Source organism: Amycolatopsis sp. NPDC005232 (genome assembly GCF_040607795.1).
Lineage (GTDB): Bacteria > Actinomycetota > Actinomycetes > Mycobacteriales > Pseudonocardiaceae > Amycolatopsis.
Window position 1 is genome coordinate 1 of sequence record NZ_JBEXHL010000003.1, and the last position, 25,946, is coordinate 25,946.

The window sequence follows — 25,946 nt, forward strand, 5'->3', positions numbered from 1 at the left end:
CGCAGCGCCAGGGTCGCGATCGGCTCCAACTCGTCGACCGGGCCGGTCTGCGGCGGCACCAGCCGCGTGGCGAGGCGATGCGAGCTACGCCCGACACGCAAATGCAGGAAATCCTGATCGTTCTGCCGACGCTCCCACATACGGCGACTCGCCGCCAGCGACCACAACGACTGCGGATCCGGATGCACCCACTCCAGCGCGGCACGCTGATCGACCATCGCCTCACGGGCCCGGTCACGCATCTGACCCAGGTACCGCAGATAGTCCTTGCGGTCCTCATCCATCTCGGCCTTCTTCTGGCCACCGCCCCGGCCACCACCGCCGGCGACCATTCCCACAGTGCCGAGGAGGGTCGTGGCACCCACAGTGATCGTCAACGGGTTCCCGCCACCGGCCGTGAACGAGAAGACCAGCAAACCCAGCGATGCGAAGACCATGACGACCGGTAGCACCTTCAAGACGATGTTCCCTGGAATTACCCGGGGTACTTCGGATGGGGGCTCGAGGTGCACCTCGCCACCCGGCGGGCGCGGCACCGGCAGCCGCGGCGGCCTCTTGAACTGAATCGTGCTCACCGAACGGAATCCTTCAACTCAAATTTCTCGGGGTGGCGGGAGCGGACGACCGGGCTCACCGCGTCACTGGGGGATGAAGCGAGGACCCTTCGGTGACACGCCCGATCACCGAGTGCCCAGACCACATGCAGAGGCCCGGTCGCTCTCGTCGACCACGTACGAAGCCGACACGCCGAGCGGGGCGAGCGCTGCTAATCCGAAAGCCCGCGAGGCGACACGGAAACGGACACAGGGAACACGGACTCTCCCATGTATAGAGCGTTCAGTACACGGATACGCTAGCGGGACGACCGGCAGGCGTCAATACTGAACGTTCTATCTATCTTGCGAACCGGACGTCGCCGGGGCCTTAGCGGCGAGGAGTCAGCCGTGATGGGCGATCGGCTCGGAACCGGCGTCGAGCGCGTCGAGGACCGCGTCGCCGTTCGCCCTCGCCCACTCGGTCAGTACGTGGATCGGATCGATCAGCGTCGCCCCGAGAGGAGTGAGCTCGTACTCGACGCGGGGCGGCATCTCGGCGTAGGCGTGGCGGCGGACGAGTCCGTGCGACTCGAGCCGGCGGAGCGTCTGAGTCAGCATCTTGCGGGAGATGCCACCGATCAGCTCGATCAGCTCACCATGGCGCACCGGGCCCTTGCTGAGGCCGGCGAGCACGACCACCGTCCACTTGTCGGCGATCAGCTCGACCGCCAGACGCGCCGGGCAGTCCGCCAGAAAGAGCTCACCGCCACCGAAACCGCTCATGGAGCCAACGGTACCTGCCGGTACCCAACGGAAACATAGCCTGGATTCACTTCCCCTCCACAAGCCAGGAGAGTCATGCGAATCATCACCCAGCAGGAGCTCGGCGGCCCCGAGGTGCTCACTATTGTGGACGCGCCCGAGCCCCGGTCCCTTCCGACCGAGGTCCTCGTCCGGGTCAAGGCGATCGGGCTGAACCCGCTCGAACCGCGGCTGCGCGCCGGCGAATTCCCACTGCTCGGCCGCCCGCCGTTCATTCTCGGCTGGGACATCAGTGGTGTGGTCGAACAGGCGCAGACATGGCGATTCAGGCCCGGCGACGAGGTGTTCGGGATGCCGTTGTTCCCGCGGGCGGCCAACGCGTACGCCGAGATCGTGTCGGCGCCGGCATTGCACCTGGTGCGCAAGCCGGCGTCGCTCTCACACGTCGAGGCGTCGGCGTTGCCAGTCGTCGGGCTGACGGCGTGGCAGGGCCTCGTCGACCTCGGCGGCGTGACCGCGGACGACCGCGTCCTGGTCCACGGCGGTGGCGGTGGGGTCGGCCACGTCGCGATCCAGATCGCGAAATCGCTCGGTGCGCACGTGGTCGCAACCGCCAGCGAGACCAAGCGGGAGTTCGTCGAGGGGCTTGGCGCCGACGAGGTGATCGACTACACGGCGGTCGACTTCACCGAGGCGGTCCGCGACATCGACGTCGTCTTCGACACGCTCGGCGGCGACATTCCCAAGCGCTCGCTCGAAGTGCTCCGCCCAGGCGGTCACCTGGTGACTGCGGTCGCCGAGGACGATACGGAGCTCGCCGCCAGGTTCGAGGCGGCTGGCATGCACTTCAGCGGTATCGCGGTCGACCCCGATCCGGTCGCCCTGCGAGGTCTCGTCGGACTGGTAGAACAGGGCAAGCTCCGGGTCCATGTGCAGGAGACCTTTCCGTTCGAACGCATCGCCGACGCACACCGGCTACTCGAGAGCGGTCACCTCCAGGGCAAACTCGTCCTCACCGTCTGATCCCGTCGTGGGGCCTCGGGTGGACGAGGCCCCACCACCAGCCAACCCGCCGTGCTTGGATCAACGGTGAGCTGTGCGTGCCGTTACGCGATAGCGCCCAGGTGTCTCGCCGACGAGATCGGTGAAGGCCTCGATCAAGCTGCGTGGGTCCGCCCTGCGGCACAGTTCGGCCAGTGTCGCAGGATTTGCTGGATCTGCGCGCAGCAGACGAACATCGATCTTGCCGTAGGAGCAACTACCGTGCACCTGGAAAGGTGGCACCCCGGTAATCCGGTTCGCAGGCGCCATCCAAGCGCCTGCCTCGATTGAAGTGACCAGCACCTCCGAAGTGGCATACCCGAGCTATCCGAAGTCATGGAAATGCGCGGCGACGTCCTCACCGTGGACCATGCGCGCACATGCCCGCGAATCGTCAGTCGAGAACACTGGCTCCGGTATCAGTTTGGTCATCGACATTCTCTGTAGCCGGTCAGGACGGTCCCGCGAAATCCCCTGCGATTACGTGCTACGTGGCGCGCAGCAGGGTGTCCACAATAAATTGAGGTTCGGCCGCGAGGCGATCGGGCGCAACGACCCGGACTACCAGAAAAAGATCATCAAGTTCAACGAGCTGGTCGCGAACTGCGTAATCTACTCCAACACCTGCGACATCACCGCCGCGGCGAACGCCCTCGCCGGTGACGGGCACCCGATCAACACCGATGATCTGGCCACAGTCTCCCCGTACATCAGCCACACCATCCGCCGGTTTGGGGACTGGGTGGTCGACCTGTCCCCGCCGAAGGCGGTGCCGGTCATCACGCCGGATCTGGTGTCTGGAGCGCTGTTCCCCGGCGACATCACCCTGGGCGCGGCCGTGCCCACGACCACTGCGCCGCGCCGGGCACGGCTGCATGCCACCTCGAAGAAGGGTTTCTGATGACCTCGCTGGGTTCGCTATGCCGTGCCGGCCGAAGCGCCGGTGACCCGACTCGATCTGCATCCGCGGGTGCTGTTCGCTCCGCGTGCCTGACCGCGAGATCGTTGTATTGCCGGCAACAAGGCCGGCGGCCCCTCCCAGGGCTGCGCCTTCCGTGTCCCTGCCGCCGCCGGAGACGACGACTAACACGCTCGGATGAGGCCACGTCCGGTAGGGGCAGCGGGTGTGTCTCACTCGGTAGCTGTTGCGGTGCCCTTGGGCCGTACCGTCCGGGCCCGAAGGTGTGCGCGCTCTCCCTGGCGGCCCAGGAGGCTGAGGATTTCGACGGGATTCTCGTCGGCGTTACCGAACCAGTGGGGGGCGCGGGTATCGAATTCGGCAGCTTCGCCGGGACCCATGACTAGGTCGTTGTCGCCGAGGACCAGGCGCAGGCGCCCGTCGAGGACGTAGATCCACTCGTAGCCCTCGTGGCTGGACTGCTCAGGCTCGGGTGAGCGCATCCTGGGCGAGATGATCAATTTGTAGGCTTGCAGGCTTCCTGCCCGCCGGGTCAGGGGCAGCATGGTCATGCCGTGGCGGGTGACGGGTTTGAGGTGCAGGCGGGGGTCGCCGGTCTGCGGCGCCCCGATGAGTTCGCTGATGTCCACGCGCAGCTCGCGGGCCAGGGGGAGAAGGAGTTCCAGGGTCGGGCGGCGCTGACCTGTTTCCAGGCGCGACAGCGTACTCAGGGAAATTCCGGTGGCCTGCGCCAGGGAGGTAAGCGACAGGTTGCGCTGCGAGCGCAGTCCCTTCAGGCGGGGGCCAACGGCCGCCATCGTCGACTCGGTCTCATCATCCATGCCCCAATCTTGCCACTGCAGCAAGGATCTTTGCGTTTCGGATTGGGTGGGCTGACTGTTTCAGCAGACGCCCCGAATGGGGCGATGACGCGGGACAGGAGATGTGCAATGACCCGAGGCAGCTCGCCCACCGCCTTGGCGGGTGGGTCCGACACCGCGCCGACGCCGGCGGTGGGTGCGATGGTGAACATTCGGCGCGGTCCGGTGGCGCTGGCCGTGGTGATCCTGGTGCTGACGCAGCTGATGTTCGTCGTGGACACCTCGATCGTGAACGTGGCCCTGCCCGACATGGGACGCGAACTGGGCTTCTCCAGTGGCAGCCTGTCCTGGGTCGTCACGGCCTACTCGCTGACCTTCGGTGGGCTGATTCTGCTCAGCGGCAAGGTCGGCTCCATGATCGGCCCCCGTCACGCCCTCATCCTCGGAGTGGCGGTCTTCGTGCTTTCCTCGATCGCCGGAGGTTTTGCCACGTCGGCGGGATTCCTGGTGGCCGCGCGCGCCCTTCAAGGCGTGGGGGCTGCTGTGGCTGCGCCCAGCGTGATGGTGCTGCTCGTCGGCATCACCGCCCCCGGCCCGCAGCGCTCGCGCGCGATGGCGACGTTCGTTTTCGCCGTCGGCGCCGGCGCGGCAGTGGGTCTGCTCGCGGGTGGGGTGCTGACGCAGACGCTGGGATGGGAGTGGGTGATGTTCGTCAACGCCCCGATCGGTGTCCTGGTCCTGTTCGGCGCTGTGCGCAACTTGCCCGAGATGGAGCGCCGGCGCACCTCGCTGGACGTCGGCGGTGCCGCTGCCTCGATTCTGGCGATGGTGGCTTTGGTCTTCGCTTTCACCTCGGCCGCCGACCGGGGCTGGGCCAGCTTCTCGGTGCTGGGCGCGTTCACCGTCGCCGTGGTGTCCCTGGTGGTGCTGATCGTGTGTGAGCGTAGGCATCCGCACCCGGTGATGCCGCTGGCGTTCTTCTCCACCCTGCGCAGCGCGGGCCCGCTGTTGTCCATGTTGGTCATCCCGGCCGGTCAGGTCGGTTTCCTGTTCTTCACCACGCTGCTGACCCGGCAGGTTCTCGAGTTCACCCCGATCCAGACCGGCCTCGCGCTGGTGCCCTTCACCCTCGGGCTGCTCGCCACCAACCAGCTCACTCCGCGGCTGCTGCCGCGCTTGGGCGAACGCGTCATCGGCATCGCTGGTCTGTCCGGCCTGGTGCTGGGCATCGCGTGGATGGCCCTGATGGCCGCCGATGCCGGCCCGGACACCTCGATCGTCACCGTGCTTCTGCCGTCGGTTCTGCTCGGCGCGGGCGCGGGCGCGACCTTCGCACCGGTCACCGCCGTCACCATGCACCAGGCCCCCGCCGAGCACATCGGCGCTGCCGCCAGCCTCAATCAGGGATTGCAGCAGCTCGGCGGTGGAATGGGCCTGGCCATTCTCACCAGCGTTTTGGCCGCCACCGGCGGCCTGGACCACGGCCTGGGCGCGACCCTGCTGGCGACCGCGGCCTTCCCGCTTGCCGGCCTGATCCTCTTCGGCCTGTGGGCGCGCCGTATCCCCGCCGCCGCCACGGCTTCCGCATGATCACCCCTACCGCCCGAAGGAGCTTCCTGATGACCAAGCACGACCCGCGTTTCAGTGCCGCCTTCTGGGATCAGTGCTACAGCGGCACCGGCCAGGTGTGGATCGGTGAGCCGAACCCCGCGCTCGTCAAGGAGGTCTCGTCCCTTCCGCCCGGGACGGTGCTGGATGCGGGATGCGGTGAGGGCGCGGACACCATCGGGCCGGCCGGGCAGGGCTGGCAGGTCACCGCCGTCGACTTCTCCACCCAGGCCCTGCACCGGGCGGCCGAGCACACCTCCCGCCCACCTGGCCGGACGCGTGACCTGGCAGCACGCAGACATCCGCGGCTGGCAGCCCGACGAACGCCCCCTCCACGATCTGGTCACCGCGTCCTTCAGCCACTTCTCCCAACCGGTACGGGGTTCGGTCTTCGCAGCCCTCACTGCCCGAGTCGCCCGCCGACGGACATCTGGTGATCGTCGGCCACCACCCCAGCGACCTCGACACCGCGGTGCCCCGCCCGCCCGAGCCCGGCCTGTTCTACACCGCCGCCGACCTCGCCGCCGAGCTCCCCGTACGCGAGTGGACGGTTCTGACCCGAGCCGCGCACCCGCGCGCCACCACCACGCCCGACGGCACACCGGTGACCATCCACGACACCGTCCTCACCGGCCAGCGCACCCGCTGAACACCCCGCACCACCAACAAGGAAGCACGATCATGAGCAAGGACCTCGCCCAGCAGACCGCCCTGATCACCGGTGCCACCGCAGGCATCGGCCGCGCCACCGCCCTGGCATTAGCCGCACGCGGCACCGATATCATCGTCCACGGTCGTAACAAGGAACGCGCCGCCGACACTCTCCGGCAAATCGAGGCCCTGGGCGCCACCGCCCGCTTCGAACCCGCCGACCTGTCCGACCCCGCGGAGGTGAACGCACTCGCCGAACGCACCGGCGACGTCGACATCCTGATCAACAACGCGGGCATCTTCCACTTCGCCCGCACCGCCGACACCGACCCGGCCACCTTCGACGCCCACATCGCCATCAACCTTCGCGCCCCCTACCTCCTCGTCCAGGCCCTCGCCCCCGGCATGACACAACGCGGATACGGCGCCATCATCAATATCAGCAGCGGCGCCGCTGCCACCCCCGGCCACGGCAGCGGCATCTACGGCGCCACCAAAGCCGGCCTCGAATCCCTCACCCGTGTCTGGGCCGCCGAATACGGCCCCGACGGCGTCCGCGTCAACGCCGTCGCCGTAGGCCCCACCCGCACCGAAGGCACCGCTGGCTACGGTGACGCCTTCGAATCCGCCGGACAGAACGTCGCCCTCAAGCGTCTCGCCAACCCCGACGAGATCGCCGGCGCCGTCGCCTTCATGGCATCCCCGGACGCCAGCTACGTCAACGGCGCCACCCTCAGCGCCATGGGCGGCCATCCCGCCCTCGGCTAGGTACAGAACTCTCACCAATGACCAGTTGTGAGAATTCTGTACCCAGCCGACCCGGACCGAGGATCCCAGGCCGCGATTCGCACAACACCTCGCAGAACTACCCTCGGTTTTGACAGAGTTCTGCGCGAATGTCGGCGTGCAATTCGGACCCGACGACGCCGCCACCGTCGAACGCCACCCCTGCCCGCAATGCGACGTCCCCGCCGGCAGCGCCTGCCACACCCGCGCCGGGAAAACCGCCGCGAAGTACCACACCGCGCGCTTCATCCTCGTGCCCGCGTTGCGCGACAACCGCACCGTGCCCGTTCCGGCCGACCGCGGACCGGGCAAGAAGGGGACGCAGATCCCCCAGGTCGCCCCGGCCGCATCGGTGGGCCGCACTACTCGAGCATCTCGAGGAGGATGCGTTGCAGCTCGGTGCGGTCACGGGGCGCGATCTTCGCCAGCCTGCGATCGAACTCCGTCGCAAGCGCGGCGAGCGCGCGGTCGCGCGCCGCCTCGCCCTCGGCGGTCAGGACGAGCCGGTGGCGGCGCAGGTCGGCGTCGTCGATCTCACGCCGCATGAACCCCTTCGCGACGAGGTTGCGCACATAGACCGTCACGCTCGCCTTCGGGATCACCAGAGCCGCGGCCAGCTCGGCCGGGTACGGCGACTCCGGCACCTCGGCGAGGACGAAGAACTCCTTTGTCTCCAGCCCGAGCGAGGCCAGCTCAGCGCTGCAGGCGTCCAGCACCACGGTCAGCAGACGGTGGTTCAGCGTCCAGAGCTGGGCGGCGTCAACCGACATCCGAGCCCTCCTCCATCTGATACAGTTTGGAACTAGTTCAGAAGTGTACTAACTATCACTGTGAACTTACTCTGTTTCACACAAACCATAGGCGAAAGGTTTCACCAGGTGCTCCACCACATCCCGATCCCCCGCGGGCCGATCGAGCTCGCGGCAGACCTCTACCTGCCCGACGACAACAACGGGGTCGCGCCACTGCGCGCCGTGGTGGTCTCCACCCCCGGCAGCAGCGTGAAGGAACAGATCGGCGCGAACTACGCCTCCCGCCTCGCCGCCCGGGGCATCGCAGCACTTGTCTTCGACCCCGCCCACCAGGGGCAGAGCGGCGGTGAGCCCCGCGACCTCGAAGACCCCTACCGCCGCGGCGAAGACATCTCGTACGCGATCGACGCACTCAACGTGGTCCCCGGCATCGACCCCGAACGCATCGGCGTCCTCGGCATCTGCGCCGGCGGCGGCTACGCCGTGCACACCGCCCGCACGGACCACCGCATCAAGGCGGTCGGCACCGTCGTCCCGGGCAACATGGGCACGTCGTTCCGCAGCTTCCAGCCGGACAGCCCGGCGGCCGCGCTCGACACCATGGCCGCCGCGCGCACCGAGGAGAATCGCACCGGTGAGCTGGCCCGCTCGAACTGGCTGCCCGACACCTTGGAAGACGCCGCAGCCGCCGGACTGACCGATATCGACACCACGCAGGCAATCACGTTCTACCGCACCGAGCGGGGTGGCAACGAGCACTCGACGAACCGGCGCCTGGCGCGCAGCGACTCGCTGCTGCTGGGCTACGACGCGTTCCACTTGGTCGATGAGCTGATGACCCAGCCTCTGCAAGTCATCCTCGCCGGACGCATCGGCAACACCGGCTCCTACGAGAGCGGGATGAAGCTCTGGGAACTGGCCCCCAACCCAGTCGATCTCATGGTGATCGACGACGCCGGCCACTACGAGATGTACGACGTAGTCGAGTACGTCGACGCCGCCGTCGACCGGCTCGCTGCCTTCTACTCGGACAACCTGTAAGCGCGACATCATCGAAGAAGATCGGGACGCCGTTGGCCCAGTCCGGCGTATCCGGCGCGGAGCCCGTGGCCGGCCAGTACCTCGGCGAGCTGGAACGGGTTCGCCGGCGCCACGATCCGAGTTGTCAATCCGACCACAATTTGGCGGACCCCGGGCGATACGCAACCGTTGCCACGCAAGCCGGATAGCCGCGGCTGTGGTCGGATCAGTACGTACGGCACAGGATGACCCGCGGGTAACGGCGGGCGCGTCGCGCCCTGTCCATCGACGCGTAACCACTCGGGTCGTTGCGCAACACCCGCGACACGAGGCTCGGACGAACGCCTGACCAAGGGCGACGCCACCACCCAGCGCGCTCGACCCGACCGCGGGTGCCAGTCCGCCAACCCCTTCGACATCACGTGTGGCGGCCACGGGCTCCGCGTCCGGTGCCCGCAACCCGACACTGACGAAGGCCGCACGCGTCGCGAACTCTGTTCGTCAGGGACGTCATTCCTCGCCGGGTTGTCCGTCATCGCCGAGCAGACAGCTGAAGTGGCCCAGTCGGGTCGGGAGTGGGCCTGCTCGTCAAACACTGCGGTGATCATCGCCCATCCTCAGGCGAGGCGGCCGAAGGATGTTCGTACCGCGCGGAATTGCCGTTCGTGAAAGGCGCATGGGCGGTGAGGCTCGGACCCTGGGATCAAGTCTCGCGCCCCACCGTCCACACGGGATGCGTCAGGCTGTCAGACCGGCACTGATCAGCCAGATGTACTCGCAGGTCGAAGATGCGTTGTGCAACGTCTCGCGGGAGCCTTGTGAGGCGTGGTAGAAGGTCCGCTCGATCATCCAGCAGAGGGCGCGGGCCATCGCTGAGGCTTGGTCCGGTTCAGTGCCGGCCCGAACGCCGGCTCGTTCCAGGACGGCAGTGATGGCGTTGATGAACAAGTCGGCTGTATGGGTCCACAGCCGACCGATCTCCGGCACGGTCAGCGACAGGTCGATGGCCGTCCGCATGACCAGGCCGTGCTCGTTCCACAGGTCGACTGTGCGCTGCATGGCTACCGCGATCGCTTGTCGCGGCTCTTCGCTCTCCGCGGTCACCCGCGATCGTTCCCACAGATGCTCAACGGTCCGGGCGACGAGTGCCGTGACGACTTCTTGCTTGGAGCCGAAGTAGAAGTACAGCGCACCGCGGGTGATGCCGGCGCCCTGGGCGATGTCCCCCACGGATATGGCGTCGTAGCCCTTGTGCGCCAGCAAAGCTTCACAGGTGTCCAGGATGGCCCTCTCACGTGCGTCGCCCTTTCGTTCGGTGGCGCGCCGGCTCCGTACGGGGTGATGGCCGGGCATCAGAGCTGAGCTCCCTCCGCGAAGTCGGTCGTGCGGGACAAGGTCTCCCACACGCGGATGTCCTCGTCCACAGCTGTGCGCGCGGCGGTGACCAGCCGCAGCGCGTCCGAGCCCAGGAGGAGGTGGGCCGGCGGCTGGACGACCGACGTGATGTGAACGACCGCTTCCCCGGCCTTGGCTGGATTGCCCAGCTGGGTCCCGCTCGCCTTCTGCCGCGCTGCGCGGATGGGGGTGAACAACTCGTCGTAGTCGTCGATCGACTGCGAGGTGCGGGTCATGGATCGGCCGGCCCAGTCGGTGCGGAAGGAGCCGGGCGCGATCGCCGTCACGTGGATCCCGAACTGTGCAACCTCCTTGTGCAGCGCCTCGAGGACGCCTTCGAGGGCGAACTTGCTGCCGCAGTACGCAGACATGCCGGGCACGGCCATGAGTCCGCCCATGGAAGTGACGGCCATCAGGTGCCCACGGCGGCGCCGGCGCATGTGCGGCAGTGCCGCCTGCAGGGTGGCCATGGTCCCGAACACGTTCACCTCGAACTGCCGCCGCACCTCTGCCAACGGGGTTTCTTCGAAAGTGCCCTCCAGGCCGTAGCCGGCGTTGGCGATGACCACGTCCAACGGTCCGACGTTCTGCTCCACCTCAGCGACCACGCTCGAGACGGCGTCGCCGTCGGTCACATCCAGGATGCGGCCGTGAGCGCGCCCCGGTTCGAGCTCCACGAAGGCCCGCAGGTCCCGCTCAGCGCGCACCGTGCCGACGACGGTGTGCCCGGCCGCTAGGGCGGCTTCGGCAAAGGCACGTCCGAGACCCGTGCTGACGCCGCTAACAAGCCAGTTCCGCTTCTCCACTGGTCCTCCAGGAAGGTCTCGCTAGGAGCTGACTGCCCCTCGCCAAAAAGTCTACACCCTGTCGATTTTTATCGTCACCGTGTTTATTCTGCCGCGTTTGGCGGCCTGCCCTGGACTGCCTGATCGCCGACTCCAAACGGCGGCCTTCCGACGAATTGACCATCATCTAGCGCTCAGCGGTCGCCCCGAATGCCGTGATCACATTGACGGACAACGAATCAGGTGGCCTATGCCTACGAGAACTCGGCGGCACACGCGGCCGCCTACGGGGCTTCGCCTTCGGTGAGCCGCTCAGCCAGCGCGGCGCGGATGCCGTCGACCGCGGAGCGGCCGAGGACGACGCGGCGCGGAGCGGGGGGCCGCTCGACGCTGTCGATCATTGCCGCAGCCATGCGCGCGGAGGTCACCCGGTGACTGAAGGCCGGCTTTCCGGAGGCCACGCACCTTCGCCGCGGCAGTCCCGTCGCAGACCCCCCAGCGAAGCGCCGAACTGCAGTCCACTCTGGAAGCCGGTGGGCGCGCCGCCCGGTTCGACGCGCGTGACACCGATCCCGAAGCCAGCCACTTCCTTCACTAGCACTTCGGTGGACCCCACTTGCTCGCTTCTACAGCGACGCGCCGGGTGCCGACCGATTCCGTTATCCAGCCCCTCATCCGGAGTTACCCCACGAGTGCCGCGGACATGGCCCGCAGTCGCCCTGCCGATCGGAACCCGAGAAGATCGACGACCAACGCGAACGCAAGTTCATCCCGCGCTCAAGCTCACGGAGCGCACGGACTGGCCCCCGCCCCGCGCGAGCACCCTCCAGATGCGCACCGAACGCCGCTCTCGGACTGCGTGCCGGGCACCAGGAAGCGGCGAACCCGCACACGGCCCGCAGCCACCATGGCAATCTCCGACCGACGCCGGGACATTGCGCCGAGAACCAGGAGATCGAGGTGTGCACGCCGAAGAACGCCAGCGGAACGGATCTTTCGGGCGCGATGATCGACTCGGCGGCCTTCACCGGCGCCGAACAGATCCCTGACACACCGGGATCAGCCTGCGTGGCGCCGGTGATCACGACGCCGCGGGTGAGCGCGCGGGATGCCTTGGCGTTCGCCTGCCGTAGAGAACGTTCTGTCTTGGGTCGCTCATCTTGACGCTCGGAGTCGAGTCTTGTCAAGACCGAACGTTCTACCTGTAGTATAACCTTCAACGAGAAAGCAGGTGATCAGGTGTCCGAGGCGCGCTCTCGACTGCTCGGCACAGCGAGCAGGCTGTTCTACATGGAAGGGCTGCACGCGGTCGGCATTGACCGGATCGTGGCTGAAGCGAACGTGACGCGGGCCACGTTGTATCGGCACTTCCCGAGCAAAGACGATCTCGTCGTCGCGTACCTGACCGGGTCGGATGAACAGATCCGCGCGCAGGTCGAGGGAGCGCGCTCTGCCGGACGCTCGCCGGCCGACGTCGTCCGGGCTGTCGGCGAAACGATCACCGACGGCATCCGGTCCGACGGGTTTCGCGGATGCGCGTTCCTCAATGCCGCGGCAGAGTACCCCTCCAGCGCGCACGCGGTGCACCAAGCTGTGCTCAACCACCGGCAGTGGTTCCTGGACACCGTCACAGAACTGCTGGCCGCTACTGGCGAGTCCGCACCCGAACCTGCTGCCAGGCATTTCGTCATGTTGAGGGACGGCGCAATGGTTGCGGGGTGTCTCTCCGATCCAGAGCCGATCTGCGAGACGTTCCGGCTCGGCGTCGACGGGCTTCTGAAGTACCGTGATGCCTCCGTCCTGAAGCCGGCCAAGCTGTAAGCCGGCTGAACCTCCGACATCGCTGGTAGGTGTCTTTGACTCGGGCCGTGGTGCCCGCTTCTTGCCCGAGCTCGCGCCCTTGCCTTCTCCCGACGCAACGACCCTTTCCGGCCGTTGTTGCCCGCGCGCACCGGGAACGCGACGGGTAGCCACCACACCTGGGGTCGATCCCGTGATCGGTGTTTTCGGCGGTTCGGTCAGCCGGTTTTCGGCTCGGTAGGGAAATGTCCGCGCGCAGATCGCCCGACGGTAGCGGGCGTTCAGTAATTCAACCGCGTTCGTCGATCAGATCATGCGCCGGATTTCGACATCTTAGTCCAGGAACGGTACAAAATCTTCCCACGCGTTGCGCCACAGTCGAATCATCGAGGTCTTCTCAATGGGGAAGATAGCTGTGTTCGAAATGGGTGAGCACGAGTGCGGGCTGGATGATGTGGCCGATCTTGCTGGGGCTGATGGTGACGTGCTCCAGGCCTCGCCAGCGGCCGGTGAACAGCGCCAATCCGCGTTCTCCGACAGCGCGCAGAGCGAGCAACAGGGCTTCGAAGGCGCGGTTGTCGGTCGAGACGCGTGCGCCCGCCAGCGGGTTGTTTGATCGGGGTGTGCACGCCGATGCCGGCGCCCTCATATGTCGTACTGGAATCCGGTGGCCCGCTACAGCATCGAGCGGTTCGCCGGCGAGCGGCCGCGGCCGACGGCGCGGGGTGCGTGCTGCCGGATCTGCCGGTGGCCGAGTCCGCCTCGTGGCGCCGGCACGCCGCGGAGCACGAGCTGGCCACCGTGTTCGTGGTCGCGCCGAGTAGCACAGACGCGCAACTGGCTGAAACCGCCGCGGCCGGAACCGGAATCATCTACGCCTCCGCGCTGATGGTCGTCACGGGGGTGCGCGATCGGGTGGACGAGGCCGCCGCCGTCCTGACACGCCGACTCCGCACGGTCACCGGGCCGCCGGTCTGCGTCCGCATGGGTGTAGCGGACGCGAGCCAAGCCGCCGAGGTTGTCTGCTTCGCCGACGGTGTGATCGTCGGATCGACTCTGGTCGGAATGCTTCTCGCCGCGCGCGACCGGGGCGAGGGCGCGGCGGCGATCGAGCAGCTCACCGCACAGCTCGCGGCCGCGGTGCGAGCCCGCACCCCTTGAGTGGGTGCCGGGCTCGCACCACTGTCGCGCGGGCCCGGCAACCCGGGTTGCGTTGACGGAGAAGTGAGAACTGTGCTGCGTTGCGTTCGCATCGCGGGGTGAGGCGACGGCAGTCAGTGCACCGGACACGGCGAGGTCGATCACGCGAGGCAACATAGTGCCTTCTCGTCGGTTGGCGGGGTTCGGTCAACCTGCATCCGCCGAGGTGGGCAGCGTTCCGAGCAGAGCGGAGAGCGTCGCCTTGACGATGCGGCTCGGCTCGTCGACCAGCACCTCGGCGCTGCCAGCCCGGACGCCGTCGAGGCTGGCGCGGGCCACCTCCGCCGGGTCGATCTTCGGCACGTCGCGTCCGGCCATGATGTCGGTGTCCGCGGCGCCGAGGTGCACCCCCTGGACCAGGGTTCCCTGGCCTGCCAGCTCCGCGCGCACGCCATTGGTCATGTTCCACTCCGCAGCCTTGGCCGCGGAGTAGGACCCGGTTCCCTCGTTGGCGAACCAGGAAAGCACCGACATGACGTTGATGATCGCGCCGCCGTCGTTGGCGGCGAGCACAGGCGCGAACGCGCGGATCACTCTCAGGGTGCCGAAGAAGTGCGTCTCCATGTCCAGCCGGATCTCGTCGAGTTCCCCGGTGACAAGGTCGGCGCCGGTTGTGATGCCGGCGTTGTTGACGACCAACGCGACATCCGTTGCCACGGCCGCTGCCTCGGCGATCGACTTCTCGTCGAGCAGATCCAGGTGCAGCGGCGTCACCCGCGGGTCCGAGGTGTCAATCAAACCGGGACGCCGGGCCGTCGCGTAGACCTTCGCCACTCCCCGAGTCAGCAGTTCGTTGACGTACTGTAGCCCGATCCCGCGGTTGGCTCCCGTGACCAGGGCCGTGGTGCCGGTGATGTCCATGACTGTACCCTTTCGCTGGCTGGTGCGCCGACCTCCGCCAGGGTAAAAGTTGACGTTGACGTTAAGTACAAGGTTCCCGACTGGTGACCTGAGTCATAATTCCGGTCGAGAAACGGAACGACAGGAGTTGCCGTGCGCATCGGAGAGCTCGCCGCGCGAGCTGACGTCAGTACACGCGCCGTGCGCTACTACGAGGAGCAGGGCTTGCTGCAGTCTGAGCGCACGGCGGGCGGCCAGCGCGTATTTCCCGACTCCGCGGAAGACCGTCTCAGGCTCATCCAAGAGCTCTACACTGCAGGGCTGAGCAGCCGGGTCATCGCGTCCTTCCTGCCCTGTATCGACACCGGTGTCGTCCCGCCCGAAACGCTGGAACAGCTGACCGGCGAACGCGGGCGCATCACACAGCGAATCACGCAGCTACGTGAGACGGGCCGCAGACTGGATACGCTGATCGGAATCTGCAGAAACTCGGACCCGCAAAACTGCCGGTCGTCGCTGGACTGAGAGTCCGGTCGCGGGGCGGCAGACTTAAGTACTGAAACGACACTTCGCTATATCTTGGCTGGGCGTGTCGGTTAGGGGATTTCTCGTAACCGGTGTTGTGGTTGGTGGGCCTGGTGTTGTCGATCAGTCGATCGGCCTGGCCACCGGTGAGCAGTACTCGCATCGGCCCGTCGACGGCGAGATGCATCTTGGTGCTCAGTCCGCCGCAGGAGCGTCCGAGCGCTTCTCCTCCGACGGTGACGGCATCGATCGTGGTGGTGCAGCCCCTGTTTCCAGGCGCCAGCAGCGTACTGGTGCGCCCGGACCACCGAGGAAGCCACGTTCAGGACCCATTCCACCGTTCGGGCAGGTTGCGCCACGGCGCACCAGTGCGCAGCTTCCGCAGGTTCGCATTGATCACCTGCCGGTGATCCCGCCACCGCCGCCCCCGCCCCGACACTGGAGGCAGCAGCGGCTCAATCCGTGCCAACGCCCAATCCGTTACCTCACCCCGACCCACCACGGCCCAAGATCAGACCAGACCCTCAGCTAAATCAATTACAGCGGTCCGGCCCAGGAGCCCCCTCCCCCAGTGGTCAAGCCGAATCGCCACGTCGGAAGTCACCGACTAACTGCACGAGCTCAACCGAGGTGTGTTGAAGTCATTTCCCTGAGTCCCTGCGCCAGGTCCACACAAGGGGTGTAGCCGAGGTCGCGTCGCGCGGCTGTGATGTCATAGGTGCGGTCATGGCCCAAGAACGCGACCAGCCAGTTGGTCAACGTCGGCGGTTTGGGCCGGCGCAGCAACCGGGCGCCACTGTCGAGCATGGCCGCGAGGGGTGCGGCGACCGCGAGTGGGACACTGCGCGCTCGGCTTACGTCGACCCCCTGAGTAGCCAAGAGCGAGGTCATGAAGTCTCGTATCGACATCGGAGTGGCGTCGGTGACGTAGTAGATGCCACCAGACCGACCTCGAGTCAGCGCGAGATCGGCGGCCGCAGCCAGGTTGCCGACGTGGATGAAGTCCATAACGTGGCGACCTCGATCAATCCACTTCCATCCGCCGACTCGCGCGAGGTCGGCCATCTCCGTCGCCGTCGTCATCCCGGGGCCCCAGATGAACGGCGGGCGCAGCACCACGGTGTCCATCGTGGGCGTATCCGCGGACAACAGGGCCTGCTCGGTGGCGAGCTTGACGCGGCTGTAGGCGATGTTAGGGCGGCCGTTATCGGTGTCTTCGTCCACCACCGCTGCGCGCTGGCTGCCGGTCGAGACACTGGCCGCGCTGACCAACACGAATCTCCCGACGTCGGCCGCGGCGGCCGCCTCGTGCAGCGCCACCGCGGGCGCGAAATTGTCGCGTTGAAAACCCGCGTCGGGGCCCCAGAACTCCATCCGGGCCGCCGCGTGAATGACAGCATCGCATCCAGCCAGGACAGATATCCACTCGGGCGGTGCAGTGCCGGATGCCAAGTCGGCCAGATCGCCCGTCACCACATCGCCGCCGGCGGCCATAATCAGCTCAGCAGCACGGTCGGAACGCGCCAATCCCAGCACCGCATACCCCTCGCCGGTGAGACGGCGCACCAAGTGCTGACCGACGAACCCACTGCCGCCCGTCACGAAGATCTTGATGTCCAACCCCTATCGCATCGAACAACTTGAAGCCAGAAATATCAGGTCTGGCGGCCAGCAGTCCCGGACCGGTTTGCCCGGAGGTGGCGGCAGTGCGCGATCAGCGGATTTCCTTGTTCCAGATGACGACTGGCAGAGCATCCGGGTAGTCGACGTCATGGGCCCAGACCTTGGTGACATTCGGGTTGTGTCGGAGAATGGGGAACTCGTCCATGTCGAGGACGTTTTCCGTCCTGCGTCCGGAAATCAGGTCGCCATGGCCGGGCCAGCCGGTGGTCTTGCCGGGTGTGTTCGGCAAGGCGACGTGGACCTCGCCTTCGGCCCCGCGCGCGAGTGCCTTGGAAGCGTCGGTCCACACCTTCCCGGCGTTCGGGTTGTTGTCGGTGAACCCCGGCATCTCGATCTTGTTGTCGGCCAGGATGCCTTCGAGCGTGTTTCCGCCGTGTTTCTTGGCCATCGCCCCGGCCGGGTTCTCGATCGATCCGAGGTATTTCTGCGGGTTGATCGCGTCGGCGTCTTTGACGTGGCCGCCCGACCAGAACCAGCTCTTGTCCTTGCCGGGCGCCATCAGCTCGTCCCATTTCTTGGCGAACTTCGCGTACTGCTCATCGGTCATGTCCGCCGGGCGGACCTTGCCGTCCTTGCCGCGGAAGTCGGCCAGAGTGTCCGGTTTCTTCCCTGGCGGGTCGAGTTTCCCGGCATCATCGCCACCGGCGGGACGCTCCGGTGGCTGAGGTGCGCCGGTCTTACCACAAGGGCTCACCAGTCCGAGTGGGTCGCCTTGGAGGACCGGCTGGGCGACGTAGCCGACGGGATCGGGTGCGGCGGTGAGTCCGAGTGGATCCTGGCTCAGATAGCGTCCGGTTCGCGGGTCGTAGTAGCGGTAGACGTTGTAATGCAGGCCGGTCTCGTCGTCGCGGTACTGGCCGGGGAAGGCCAGCGGCATCGGCGCGGTGCCCGTCGTGGTCGGCAGCAGCTCACCCCAGAAGCCCATGCGCGCCTGCCAGTCGACGGTCCCGCCTTCGCCGATGAGCTCCGTCGGCGTGCCGGCCGGCGAGGTGACAGCGGTGTGGAACCGCAAACCGTACCGAGGGCCACTCTGTTCGATTTGGGCGACGGGCTTGCTGTCCCCGGGATGGCGCTCCCAGGTGAGTACGCGCGATGTTCCGTCGTCGTTCAGCTCGATCTGCTCGACGAGGTCGGTACCGTTCCAAACGAACCAGGTCTCGGCGGTCCGCTTGGGTTCGCCGTGGTCGTCGAGTACCCATCGCCGCTTGGCGAACCGCCGGCCGAGCGGGTCGTAAAGGTAGGTCCAGAAGCTGTCGTCGGGGGCGACAACAGCGATCATCCTGTCCAGTTCGTCCCAGACGAACCGCCATTCCTCCGGACCGGTGGGGGTGCTTTGTACCCGGCTGGTCACCCGGCCCTGCGGATCATGCAGGTACTGCGTCCCGGCGGCCACCAGGAGGGTGTTGTCACGGTAGACGCGCAGCCCTGCTGATGACGCTGTTACGGCAGAGGCGAGCGTACCTGTCGCGTCGTAGGCGAACCATTCGACGCCCTCGGGGGCGTGCACCTCGCTGACGCGGCCGGCCTGGTCGAACCCGAACCGGATTGGCAGCGCGTCGTCGATCGCGGCGAGCCGGCCATCGGGGGTATAGGTGTAGGTGCGTCGGCCCAGACCTGTGATCACCTGTTCGGCGAGCCGGTCTTCGGCGTCGAAGGCCTGCCGAAGAACTACCGTGCCGTCGACGGCGCGGCCGGTCTCACGGCCGGCTTCGTCGTGTTCGAACGAGATCTCGTGGCCCGCGGCGCGCAAGGACACGGGAACGCCACGGACGTCGTAGTGCCACTCAGTGTCCACACCGGACACAGTGGTGCGGTGGAGGCTGGTAACGTCGTAGTGCCAGTGCACCCCGACCCCGTTGACGGTTTCCTCGAGCACGCGCCCGCGTTCGTCGCGCACGATGTTCAGGACTGAGTCCGCGTTGACCGCGTACGTGAGCCGTCCCAGCTCGTCATAGGCATAGCCCGTGACTCCGGTGGCCGTGCGGCGCTCGATGACGTTGCCGAGCAGGTCGTAGTGGTATTCGGTGACTTCGCCCAGGCCGTTGGTCATTCGTCGCAGCTGTCCGGCCTCGTCGTAAGCGTAGGTCATCCGGCGGCCGTCGTAGTCGACTTCCTCGATGATCCTGCCGGCGGGATCGTAGGTGTAGCGCCAGGTCAGACCCTGCGGGCTGGTCACCGCGACCAGCCGGAGTTCGTGATCGTAGCTGTAGCCGGTGCGTGCACCGGAGGGATCGAACTCTTCGGTGAGCAGACCGAACGGGCCGTACTTCCGCCGGGTCGTCCGGCCGGCCGCATCGCGGTGCTCGACGACGTGTCCTTCCGCGTCGTACTGCCACCCTTCCCGGTCACCGTGGGGACCGATCCGCCAGGCCCGGCGTCCCTCGGCTGTCCAGCCCAGCCGGATCTCCCCGCCGGACGCGGTGTGTACGAGGCGCGGGCGGCCGAACGGATCGCGGTCTCCGGGGCGCGCCGACGCAGTGATCACCGGCTCGTCGCTGAGTGTGTCGGCCGGACCTTCGACGCGCAGCCGGGTGGAGACGCCAGGCAGATCAGCATACGGATCGGACGCCGAGATCACGGCGCGTGCCTTTGCTTCATCGACACCGGACTCCAGCACCACTTCGCCACTCGCGGTGGACGTGAGCCGCACGACGGACCCGTCCGGGCGAGTCACCGTCGTCAGTGCGCCGTCCTCGTAACCGTAGGACGTCAACCGCCCCAGTTCGTCGACCTGAGCCAGCAGCTCGTCGTAGCGGCTCCACGAGTACCGGCGCGTGTGCCCGAGCGGGTCGGTCCGCTCAACCAGCTGGCCGGTTTCGTTCAACCGGTACGTCCAACTGTGGCCCAGCGCATCGGTGTGCCGTGTGGTCCGGGCGGTGGTGTCGTAGGTGAACGTGCCGTTGAGGTACCGGTCGGCGCCGACGCTGCGAACGCAGCGGCCGTCGGCGTCGTAGACGTAGCGATACCAGGTGCCGGTGCGGTCCTGCCAGCCGACGATCCGCTCGTCCACGTTGTAGTCGAGGGTCGTCTGGTGGCCGGCGAAGTCCGCGATCTGGGTCAGCTGGCCCAGCCTGTTGTAGCCGAAGCGGACGACCGGCGCGGCACCGGGCACACCGAGAGCGACGATGCGGTCGATGCCGGCTGCGATGTGGATCTCGGTGCCGTCGTCCCGGCGCAGCAGCCACGGTGCGCCCGTCGGGGAGTGTTCGATCGTGGTCCGGGATCCGTCCTGCTCGATCATCGTCAGCGGCAACACCCGCCGCCCGCCGCCAGGGACCTCCGCGAAGACCAAATCGCGTGATCCCGCCGACAGCCGGTAGCCCTGGGGGGTCCACCGCAGGGGATGGCGCGGTCCCTCCAACGGCAGCACCGCGGCGCCGTCGCCGGGCAGCGGATACACGAGAACCATGCCGTCCTCGGCGTAGTACTGGATCTGCTCGGGTCGCAGTTCCAGGCGCTGGTCCAGGGTCGACGCCCAAGACCGGCCGAACCAGCGGCCCGCGCGGTACGACGACAGGTGTGTGCGGGACAGCACCAGGTCGCCGGCCTCGCCCGGCAGCGTGAGGTCCACCTGGGTCATCACCACTTCGCCGGTGGCGATGTCCACAGGGTCGGAGACGCAGACCTTCTTGTCCGAGGGGACCACGCGGTCGCGGGGGTTGTCCTTCGGAGGAGAAGAAGTGGATTTGGTGGTTGCGTCGGGCGTGGGCGGAATATCGGCCCTGGGCGGTGCCGACTCGGTCATCGGTGGTGGTGTGCCGGTCTTCGCCGGGGCCGGCTCGTCGGCCTTCGGAGGAGTGGTGTGATCCGCATTCGGCGTGTTGGCCGAAGAGGTCGTCGTCGAGTCGTCATTCGGGGCGTTGGCCGAAGAGGCCGTCGTCGAGTCGTCGCCCTTAGCCGCCTGTGGAGCCTGGTCTGCAGACAGGCTGGTGGCGTCGTCCCCGCGCGGAGGGATCTTCGTTGGCGGTACTTTCGGGGACACGTCTATGGGTTGGGATTTGGCCGGCGGCGAGATCTTGCCGCCCTTGAGACCCTTCAACGCCTTGGCCGAGTCTTCGAAGAGCGTTCCCGCCTTCTTCAGCAAGGGCATCAGCGCATGGAGCGCTTTCACCAGCCGGGTCGTGAAGTCCGCGATCTTCGAGGCCGTCTTCGCCACCGCCTCGACGACCTGCGGAACCACCCAAGCCAGCCCGATGCCGAGGGTGAACAACACCTGCAGGGCCCAGCTGATCAGGTGGCCGATCAGCTCCGAGATGATGTCGTGCACCAGCGTCCGGACCGCGGCGACGACCTCGCCGGCGGTCTGGACCCCGGCTGACGCGCCTTCACAGGCTTTCTGGGTGCTCTCCAACAGCGCCGCGATGTCTTGAGCCCGTTGCCGGTAGGAGTCGCTCGCGGGTCCGGTCCACGAGCCGAGGTCCACCTTCACCGCGTCCTGCAGGTCCTGGCCGACGTTGCCCAGTTCGGTCGCGACGTTTCGCCACGTCTCCGACTGAGCCTGGATTTGGTCAGCATTGCCGGTCAGACCGTCGAGTGCCTCCCTGAGTGGGCCCACGTGCTCCAGCAGCCACCCGACCCCCGCGGCGAGGATCGCGCCGAACGGATCCATCGCCGCCGACAGCGCGTCGAGTGCCGTCCCGACCGCACCCAGGGCGACGGACGCCCAATCACCGCTTTCGATGGCTGATTTCAGGTCGTTCGCCGATTCCAGCAGCGAGATTCCCGAGTACGCCGTGGTCGAGTCCTGGGTCGGCGCGATCAAAGGATTGTTCATCAGGTGAGAGTGTCCCCTCTGCACAGTACCTGGATGTGCTTCAGTCCGGCTCGAGTGAAACCCCCAACGCGGCGATCTTGCCTCTTTTCGCCGCACATCCTTCCGCTCAGACGGGCAGAATCGGCTTTCCCGCCCCGGTCGCCAGGAGTCCGTGGTTCTCGATCATGAGGTAGGGCGTGAACTGGACGTGCCGGGCGCCGACGTTGAGGTCTCGCCAAAACCGCTGCAACGGGCTTTCGAGGGAAAAACCGCTGGATCCTTGCAAATCCATAAGCAGGTCGACGGCTCGCAGGAACTGCCGCAGAATGGAGACCAACTCCATCCGCAACGCCGACCGCTGGATGTCGGGACTCTTTTCGGCCGACAGCTTCTCCTGGATTCGCTCCGCCAGGTGGATCAGCCGGTCGTGACCGCTGTTCACCATGTGCTCAGCCTCGGCGAAAAAGTGCCGAGCCGACGGTGACGCGGCGAGGTCCTTGTACTGCGTCATCGGCGGTTTACGCTTTCCGAGAACCGCTTGCACCGCATCCAGCGCGCCGAGCGCCGCGCCGGCCAGAGATGCCGCGATCACAGCCCCCGCTGCGACGAGACTGAGCGGCTCGCCGAGGGTAAGATCGGGTGCGCCATCGGGGCCGAGCGGCAGCTCGAGCACTCGTGCCGCAGGAATAAAAACACCATCGGCGACGAGCGTGTGGCTGCCCGTGCCCCGCATTCCGGCCACTCGCCACGTCCGTTCCACGTTCAGCTCGGACACCGGCACAAGCACGCCCGCCACACGGGGAAAGCCATCTACCGCGTCGAGCGCTACTCCCAGAATCGCCCAATCGGCATCCTCGGCTCCCGAGGCATAGGACCAGCGTCCGGCGATCTTGACCCCACCGGGAACCTCGGCGGCCTCGCCTGGCACCCCGACAATGCACAATCGCACATCGGGATCTGCGTATAGCTCAGCAAGGACCTCTTCGGACATCAGCGTCGAGAAATGGTTCTTCGCTTCCGCTGAGACCGCCGCGACCCACGCCGACGACGGGCAGCCTCGCCCCAACTCGGAGAGCACGCGCACCGTGGTGACCAGATTCGCACCCAGTCCGCCGAACTCGCGTGGAGTGGTCAGCGCGAAAGCACCGGCCTCCCGCAACGCCTCGATACTTTCCGGGGAAATACGACACTGCTCCTCGGCAGCAGCCGCATGCATGGCCAGCACCGGCACCGCCGCACGCGCTTTCGCCACCAGGGCTTCGGCCGTTTCCGGCACGCTTCGACTTGACTCCACCGTGCGATCTCCTTCTCCAGGACTGCGTTGCTGCGCCAAGCGACTTCATGTTCAAGTGAGCCGCGAGGTCGCACCGACCGATCGCGCACCGCACCGAGCCTGAAACGCTAGGCAGCACATCCGCGAGCAGCCAACCGGCCGACCGCAAGAGACGCCAGACTCGATATGGAACGATCGATACACGGTCAACCTAGCGACGACCCACCCGAGCGTCAAGACAGAACGTTCTATGCCGGATAGCCGCCCGCTGCCTATCCGCGGTCCACCCCACGCCGCCCGGCGAGACCGTCTACAGCTTCTGGTCGTCCAGCCTGAGGCACCGCCGCGAAGTACTTGGCCCACAAGATCCATGGCCGGGAGGGCGTTGATAGAGTGAGCGCTACATATAGCAGCTCGCACCCAACGCTCACCTAGCGGACGACACAGGTCACCCCCGCAACGAGACGTTGCGCACGTGGCCTGGCGACCTCAAACGGCGCAGTGCGAGCAACGTCGGAAGGTGAGGCGAACCGTTGATTTCGAAAAGTACCGTCGCACGCTGCGTCGCGGTCACCACGTTGATCGTGGGTGCAACGGCAGCGACCGTACCTCAGGCTCTGGCCGCCGACGAACCGATGAATGCTGAAGTCTCGAACACCGCGGTCGAGGCGGGCAAGTCACTGGGCAGGCTCGGGCCGTTAGCTGATCTGGTCATCACGCGGCTCAAAGTCAGCGACGACGTGGCGGCGTCCAAGTTCGGGACCGACTCGCCGATCGACGACCCTGCACGGGAACAGCAGGTACTCGAGCAGGTGCGAAAGCAGGCCAGCGCACTCGGGCTCGATCCGATCTCCACAACGGCGTTCTTCCAGGACCAGATCACCGCGAGCAAGGTCGTGCAGAAGGGATTGTTCGCGCGCTGGGCCGCGCACCCCGACGAAGCACCGACAACCCGTCCAGACCTCGGGCAGATCCGGACCAAGCTGGACCAGCTGACCACGGACTTGCTGTCCGAGCTCAAAACCACGGTGCCGTTGCGCAACAAGCGCATCACGTGCACCATCGAACTGGTTGTCGCTGCAGGCTCGGGCGCGGTATTCGACAACCTGGACACCCTCCATCGACAGGCACTCAACGTCGCAGTGCACTCTGCGTGCACGAACCTGGTCGGCTGACCGGTCGAGGCTCTGCGCTCGATTCCACTCCTGCACGCCTGGTGGGCAACGAAGTCCAGGCAGGCGTGCAGGGCGCGCCGGTCGGCGCCGTCACACAAGTCCACCTCGCCGGCCTCGTCCGGACGTCGAGCACGGTGGCGACCAAGCTCAGCTCGTAAAGTCGTCGAGCTGCCCGCCATTCCTGTCAGCGCCGAAGACTCCCGTGGGATCCTGCATTGCGGGCCTTGGACGTCGAACTGGTAAGGGCGCTGCGTATCGGGGAGGCGATGCGGAATTCGGTCTGCTCAAACGGTACGGCCAGACGTAATGTCGGGAAACGACGCAGCAGAGCGGACAATGGCTCATCGGGGATCCGATCGCCTTCGACGGAAGCGGCGAATCGGCCTGTCGTCAAAGATGCTGTCATGAGCTGCCATTCCGGCTGAACGGTCTGGTCAGGTCGGTTCCGGGCTACTGCTCGAAGACGGGTTCGACGATGGTGGCTGAGCTAGCGGCACACCCCGTCCTTGGTCGTGAGGCGCACTGCTGGAAGACCTCAGAGCCGATGTCGTCATCGCGGCCAAGGCGGGTGTATCGGGCCGTGGCCGCTTTCGGTATCAGGCTCGAAGCTTCTACGCGCAGCGCGCGAGGTGGGCGCGGACGTGTTGCAGCCAATCGCCGGGCCGCTCGACGTGGAGGCTGTGGCTTGAGCCGGGGCCTTCGACGAGGACGAACTCTGCGCTCGGGATCGCGTCGGCAACCGTACGGGACTGCCGGGGCGGGGTGAGGATGTCCTGCGCACCGACCAAGACGGTCGTCGGTCGGTCGATCCTGGGCAACCGGTCGAGAGTGTCGTGGGCCAGGTCCGCGTCCCATTGTTGGACAACCGCTCGGATCTGCTCCTCGGTCTGGGGAAACAGGGGCTGCACGCGCACAATGAGCTGGTCGAACTCCGGGCTGTCGAGGAGCTCCGGTGAGAACGCCACGCCGAGTGCGGCGATCCCTCCCGCCAGATCGCCGTGCTGCCAAGGGGATCGCAGTGCCGTGATGAGACAGCGCTGGAACCCTTCGCCACGAGCCCAGGTTCCGTAGAGAACTAGCGATGCCACCAGGTCGGGGCGGGCGAGCGCCAGCTCCTGGGCCACGGCGCTGCCCAGCGACCACCCGACCACGTGCACCGGGCCGGTGCCGAGTCCATCGAGCAGCGCGATGGCGTCTGCGGCAAGGGATGCCATCGACACCGGCTCCGTGTACGGGGAGGACCCGCCCATGCCGCGGTGGTCGTACGCGATGACGCGGCGATCGACCGCGAGACCGTCGATGATCGCCGGCGTCCAGTGGCCGACCGATGCGCTCGTACCAGTCACAAGCAGGACCGGCTCGCCCGGCAGGTGGGCGTCGCCATGAATGTCGTAGTTCAGGTCTACGTCGTCGCCGAGGCTGTGGATGGGCATTCGGTACACCTTTCATCAGGAATGTTCATCTGGTTGTCCGGCTCGCAAAGGCCACCAGGCCCTAGCTATTTTGTGGGTGCGGCGGGCTGGGCGATGATGATCCGCCATTTCGAACGTTCGCCTCGGTTCGATTCCCGATACGCGCGCTCGCACCGTCGCTGTCCGGTGGCAACCGTGACGGCGACGGTGCTCCGATCGCGGGGACTGGC

Annotated in this window: 24 protein-coding genes and 1 pseudogene; 11 read left to right on the forward strand and 14 right to left on the reverse strand. The window is 66.8% G+C overall.

Going from position 1 to position 25,946, the window contains the following annotated elements; translation table 11 throughout:
* Both ABZU76_RS07385 and ABZU76_RS07390 read right to left on the reverse strand, forming a co-directional pair.
* Positions 1–575: pseudogene (locus ABZU76_RS07385) on the reverse strand (type VII secretion protein EccC); the annotation flags it as partial.
* 363 nt (positions 576–938) lie between these two features.
* Positions 939–1,319 carry a helix-turn-helix domain-containing protein gene (locus tag ABZU76_RS07390; RefSeq protein WP_354866030.1) on the reverse strand — a complete coding sequence of 127 codons (381 nt, stop codon included), beginning with the start codon at positions 1,317–1,319 and terminating at the stop codon, positions 939–941.
* 75 nt (positions 1,320–1,394) lie between these two features.
* Between ABZU76_RS07390 and ABZU76_RS07395 the strand changes: the two genes are divergently transcribed.
* Both ABZU76_RS07395 and ABZU76_RS07400 read left to right on the forward strand, forming a co-directional pair.
* A complete protein-coding gene (locus tag ABZU76_RS07395; RefSeq protein WP_354866032.1) occupies positions 1,395–2,321 on the forward strand; it encodes an NADP-dependent oxidoreductase in 927 nt (308 codons plus the stop codon).
* Positions 2,322–2,631: 310 nt separating this feature from the next.
* Complete coding sequence (locus tag ABZU76_RS07400; protein ID WP_354866034.1) at positions 2,632–3,240, forward strand: Tn3 family transposase; 609 nt, start codon at positions 2,632–2,634, stop codon at positions 3,238–3,240.
* Positions 3,241–3,470: 230 nt separating this feature from the next.
* On the opposite strand, the gene ABZU76_RS07405 is transcribed toward ABZU76_RS07400, so the two are convergent.
* Complete coding sequence (locus tag ABZU76_RS07405; protein ID WP_354866036.1) at positions 3,471–4,079, reverse strand: XRE family transcriptional regulator; 609 nt, start codon at positions 4,077–4,079, stop codon at positions 3,471–3,473.
* A 204-nt stretch (positions 4,080–4,283) separates the two neighbouring features.
* Here ABZU76_RS07405 and ABZU76_RS07410 point away from each other — a divergent pair, with 204 nt between their 5' ends.
* From ABZU76_RS07410 to ABZU76_RS07425, 4 genes are read left to right on the forward strand one after another with little or no spacing between them, the layout of a single operon-like run.
* The gene (locus ABZU76_RS07410) at positions 4,284–5,648 is read left to right on the forward strand and encodes an MFS transporter (RefSeq protein WP_354866038.1); all 1,365 of its coding nucleotides are present in this window, start codon (positions 4,284–4,286) and stop codon (positions 5,646–5,648) included.
* A gap of 29 nt (positions 5,649–5,677) precedes the next feature.
* Entirely contained in the window at positions 5,678–6,103 is a 426-nt protein-coding gene (locus tag ABZU76_RS07415; RefSeq protein ID WP_354866040.1) for a methyltransferase domain-containing protein, read from the forward strand.
* Complete coding sequence (locus ABZU76_RS07420; protein WP_354866042.1) at positions 6,100–6,315, forward strand: hypothetical protein; 216 nt, start codon at positions 6,100–6,102, stop codon at positions 6,313–6,315. The genes ABZU76_RS07415 and ABZU76_RS07420 overlap by 4 nt, the downstream gene beginning before the upstream one ends.
* Positions 6,316–6,347: 32 nt before the next feature.
* The gene (locus ABZU76_RS07425) at positions 6,348–7,085 is read left to right on the forward strand and encodes an SDR family oxidoreductase (RefSeq protein WP_354866044.1); all 738 of its coding nucleotides are present in this window, start codon (positions 6,348–6,350) and stop codon (positions 7,083–7,085) included.
* 380 nt (positions 7,086–7,465) lie between these two features.
* Here ABZU76_RS07425 and ABZU76_RS07430 read toward each other — a convergent pair whose 3' ends face one another.
* Positions 7,466–7,873, reverse strand: a complete 408-nt coding sequence (locus ABZU76_RS07430) for a MarR family transcriptional regulator (protein WP_354866046.1) — start codon at positions 7,871–7,873, stop codon at positions 7,466–7,468.
* A gap of 108 nt (positions 7,874–7,981) precedes the next feature.
* Here ABZU76_RS07430 and ABZU76_RS07435 point away from each other — a divergent pair, with 108 nt between their 5' ends.
* The gene (locus ABZU76_RS07435) at positions 7,982–8,896 is read left to right on the forward strand and encodes an alpha/beta hydrolase (protein WP_354866049.1); all 915 of its coding nucleotides are present in this window, start codon (positions 7,982–7,984) and stop codon (positions 8,894–8,896) included.
* Between the two features lie 717 nt (positions 8,897–9,613).
* Here the strand turns inward: ABZU76_RS07435 and ABZU76_RS07440 are convergent.
* From ABZU76_RS07440 to ABZU76_RS07450, 3 genes are all read right to left on the reverse strand, one after another.
* The gene (locus ABZU76_RS07440) at positions 9,614–10,228 is read right to left on the reverse strand and encodes a TetR/AcrR family transcriptional regulator (protein ID WP_354866051.1); all 615 of its coding nucleotides are present in this window, start codon (positions 10,226–10,228) and stop codon (positions 9,614–9,616) included.
* Positions 10,228–11,076, reverse strand: coding sequence for an oxidoreductase (locus tag ABZU76_RS07445; RefSeq protein ID WP_354866053.1), 849 nt, complete (start codon positions 11,074–11,076; stop codon positions 10,228–10,230). Before ABZU76_RS07445 ends, ABZU76_RS07440 begins: the two co-directional genes overlap by 1 nt.
* A 263-nt stretch (positions 11,077–11,339) precedes the next feature.
* A complete protein-coding gene (locus ABZU76_RS07450) occupies positions 11,340–11,468 on the reverse strand; it encodes a hypothetical protein (protein ID WP_354866055.1) in 129 nt (42 codons plus the stop codon).
* A gap of 826 nt (positions 11,469–12,294) precedes the next feature.
* Here ABZU76_RS07450 and ABZU76_RS07455 point away from each other — a divergent pair.
* On the forward strand, positions 12,295–12,876 hold the full coding sequence (locus ABZU76_RS07455; protein WP_354866057.1) for a helix-turn-helix domain-containing protein: 582 nt from the start codon (positions 12,295–12,297) through the stop codon (positions 12,874–12,876).
* Between the two features lie 376 nt (positions 12,877–13,252).
* Here ABZU76_RS07455 and ABZU76_RS07460 read toward each other — a convergent pair whose 3' ends face one another.
* Positions 13,253–13,504: a hypothetical protein gene (locus tag ABZU76_RS07460; protein WP_354866059.1), complete on the reverse strand. Its 252-nt coding sequence runs from the start codon at positions 13,502–13,504 to the stop codon at positions 13,253–13,255.
* On the opposite strand from ABZU76_RS07460, the gene ABZU76_RS07465 reads away from it, so the two are divergent.
* Positions 13,489–14,016, forward strand: coding sequence for a tryptophan synthase subunit alpha (locus ABZU76_RS07465; RefSeq protein WP_354866061.1), 528 nt, complete (start codon positions 13,489–13,491; stop codon positions 14,014–14,016). The two genes, ABZU76_RS07460 and ABZU76_RS07465, sit on opposite strands and share 16 nt — an antisense overlap.
* 186 nt (positions 14,017–14,202) lie before the next feature.
* Here ABZU76_RS07465 and ABZU76_RS07470 read toward each other — a convergent pair whose 3' ends face one another.
* Positions 14,203–14,916, reverse strand: a complete 714-nt coding sequence (locus ABZU76_RS07470; protein WP_354866063.1) for an SDR family oxidoreductase — start codon at positions 14,914–14,916, stop codon at positions 14,203–14,205.
* A gap of 132 nt (positions 14,917–15,048) precedes the next feature.
* On the opposite strand from ABZU76_RS07470, the gene ABZU76_RS07475 reads away from it, so the two are divergent.
* Positions 15,049–15,420 (forward strand): MerR family transcriptional regulator, encoded by a 372-nt coding sequence (locus tag ABZU76_RS07475; protein ID WP_354866065.1) that lies wholly within the window; start codon positions 15,049–15,051, stop codon positions 15,418–15,420.
* Between the two features lie 322 nt (positions 15,421–15,742).
* Here ABZU76_RS07475 and ABZU76_RS07480 read toward each other — a convergent pair whose 3' ends face one another.
* The 4 genes from ABZU76_RS07480 to ABZU76_RS07495 form a co-directional block, all read right to left on the reverse strand.
* Positions 15,743–15,922 (reverse strand): transposase, encoded by a 180-nt coding sequence (locus tag ABZU76_RS07480; protein ID WP_354866068.1) that lies wholly within the window; start codon positions 15,920–15,922, stop codon positions 15,743–15,745.
* Between the two features lie 119 nt (positions 15,923–16,041).
* Positions 16,042–17,040, reverse strand: coding sequence for an NAD-dependent epimerase/dehydratase family protein (locus ABZU76_RS07485; protein ID WP_354866070.1), 999 nt, complete (start codon positions 17,038–17,040; stop codon positions 16,042–16,044).
* Between the two features lie 94 nt (positions 17,041–17,134).
* The gene (locus ABZU76_RS07490; RefSeq protein WP_354866072.1) at positions 17,135–21,877 is read right to left on the reverse strand and encodes a DUF6531 domain-containing protein; all 4,743 of its coding nucleotides are present in this window, start codon (positions 21,875–21,877) and stop codon (positions 17,135–17,137) included.
* Between the two features lie 106 nt (positions 21,878–21,983).
* Entirely contained in the window at positions 21,984–23,132 is a 1,149-nt protein-coding gene (locus ABZU76_RS07495) for an acyl-CoA dehydrogenase family protein (protein WP_354866074.1), read from the reverse strand.
* A gap of 530 nt (positions 23,133–23,662) precedes the next feature.
* On the opposite strand from ABZU76_RS07495, the gene ABZU76_RS07500 reads away from it, so the two are divergent.
* Complete coding sequence (locus ABZU76_RS07500) at positions 23,663–24,304, forward strand: chorismate mutase (protein ID WP_354866076.1); 642 nt, start codon at positions 23,663–23,665, stop codon at positions 24,302–24,304.
* Between the two features lie 611 nt (positions 24,305–24,915).
* Here ABZU76_RS07500 and ABZU76_RS07505 read toward each other — a convergent pair.
* Positions 24,916–25,737, reverse strand: coding sequence for an alpha/beta hydrolase (locus ABZU76_RS07505; protein ID WP_354866078.1), 822 nt, complete (start codon positions 25,735–25,737; stop codon positions 24,916–24,918).
* Positions 25,738–25,946 lie beyond the last annotated feature (209 nt).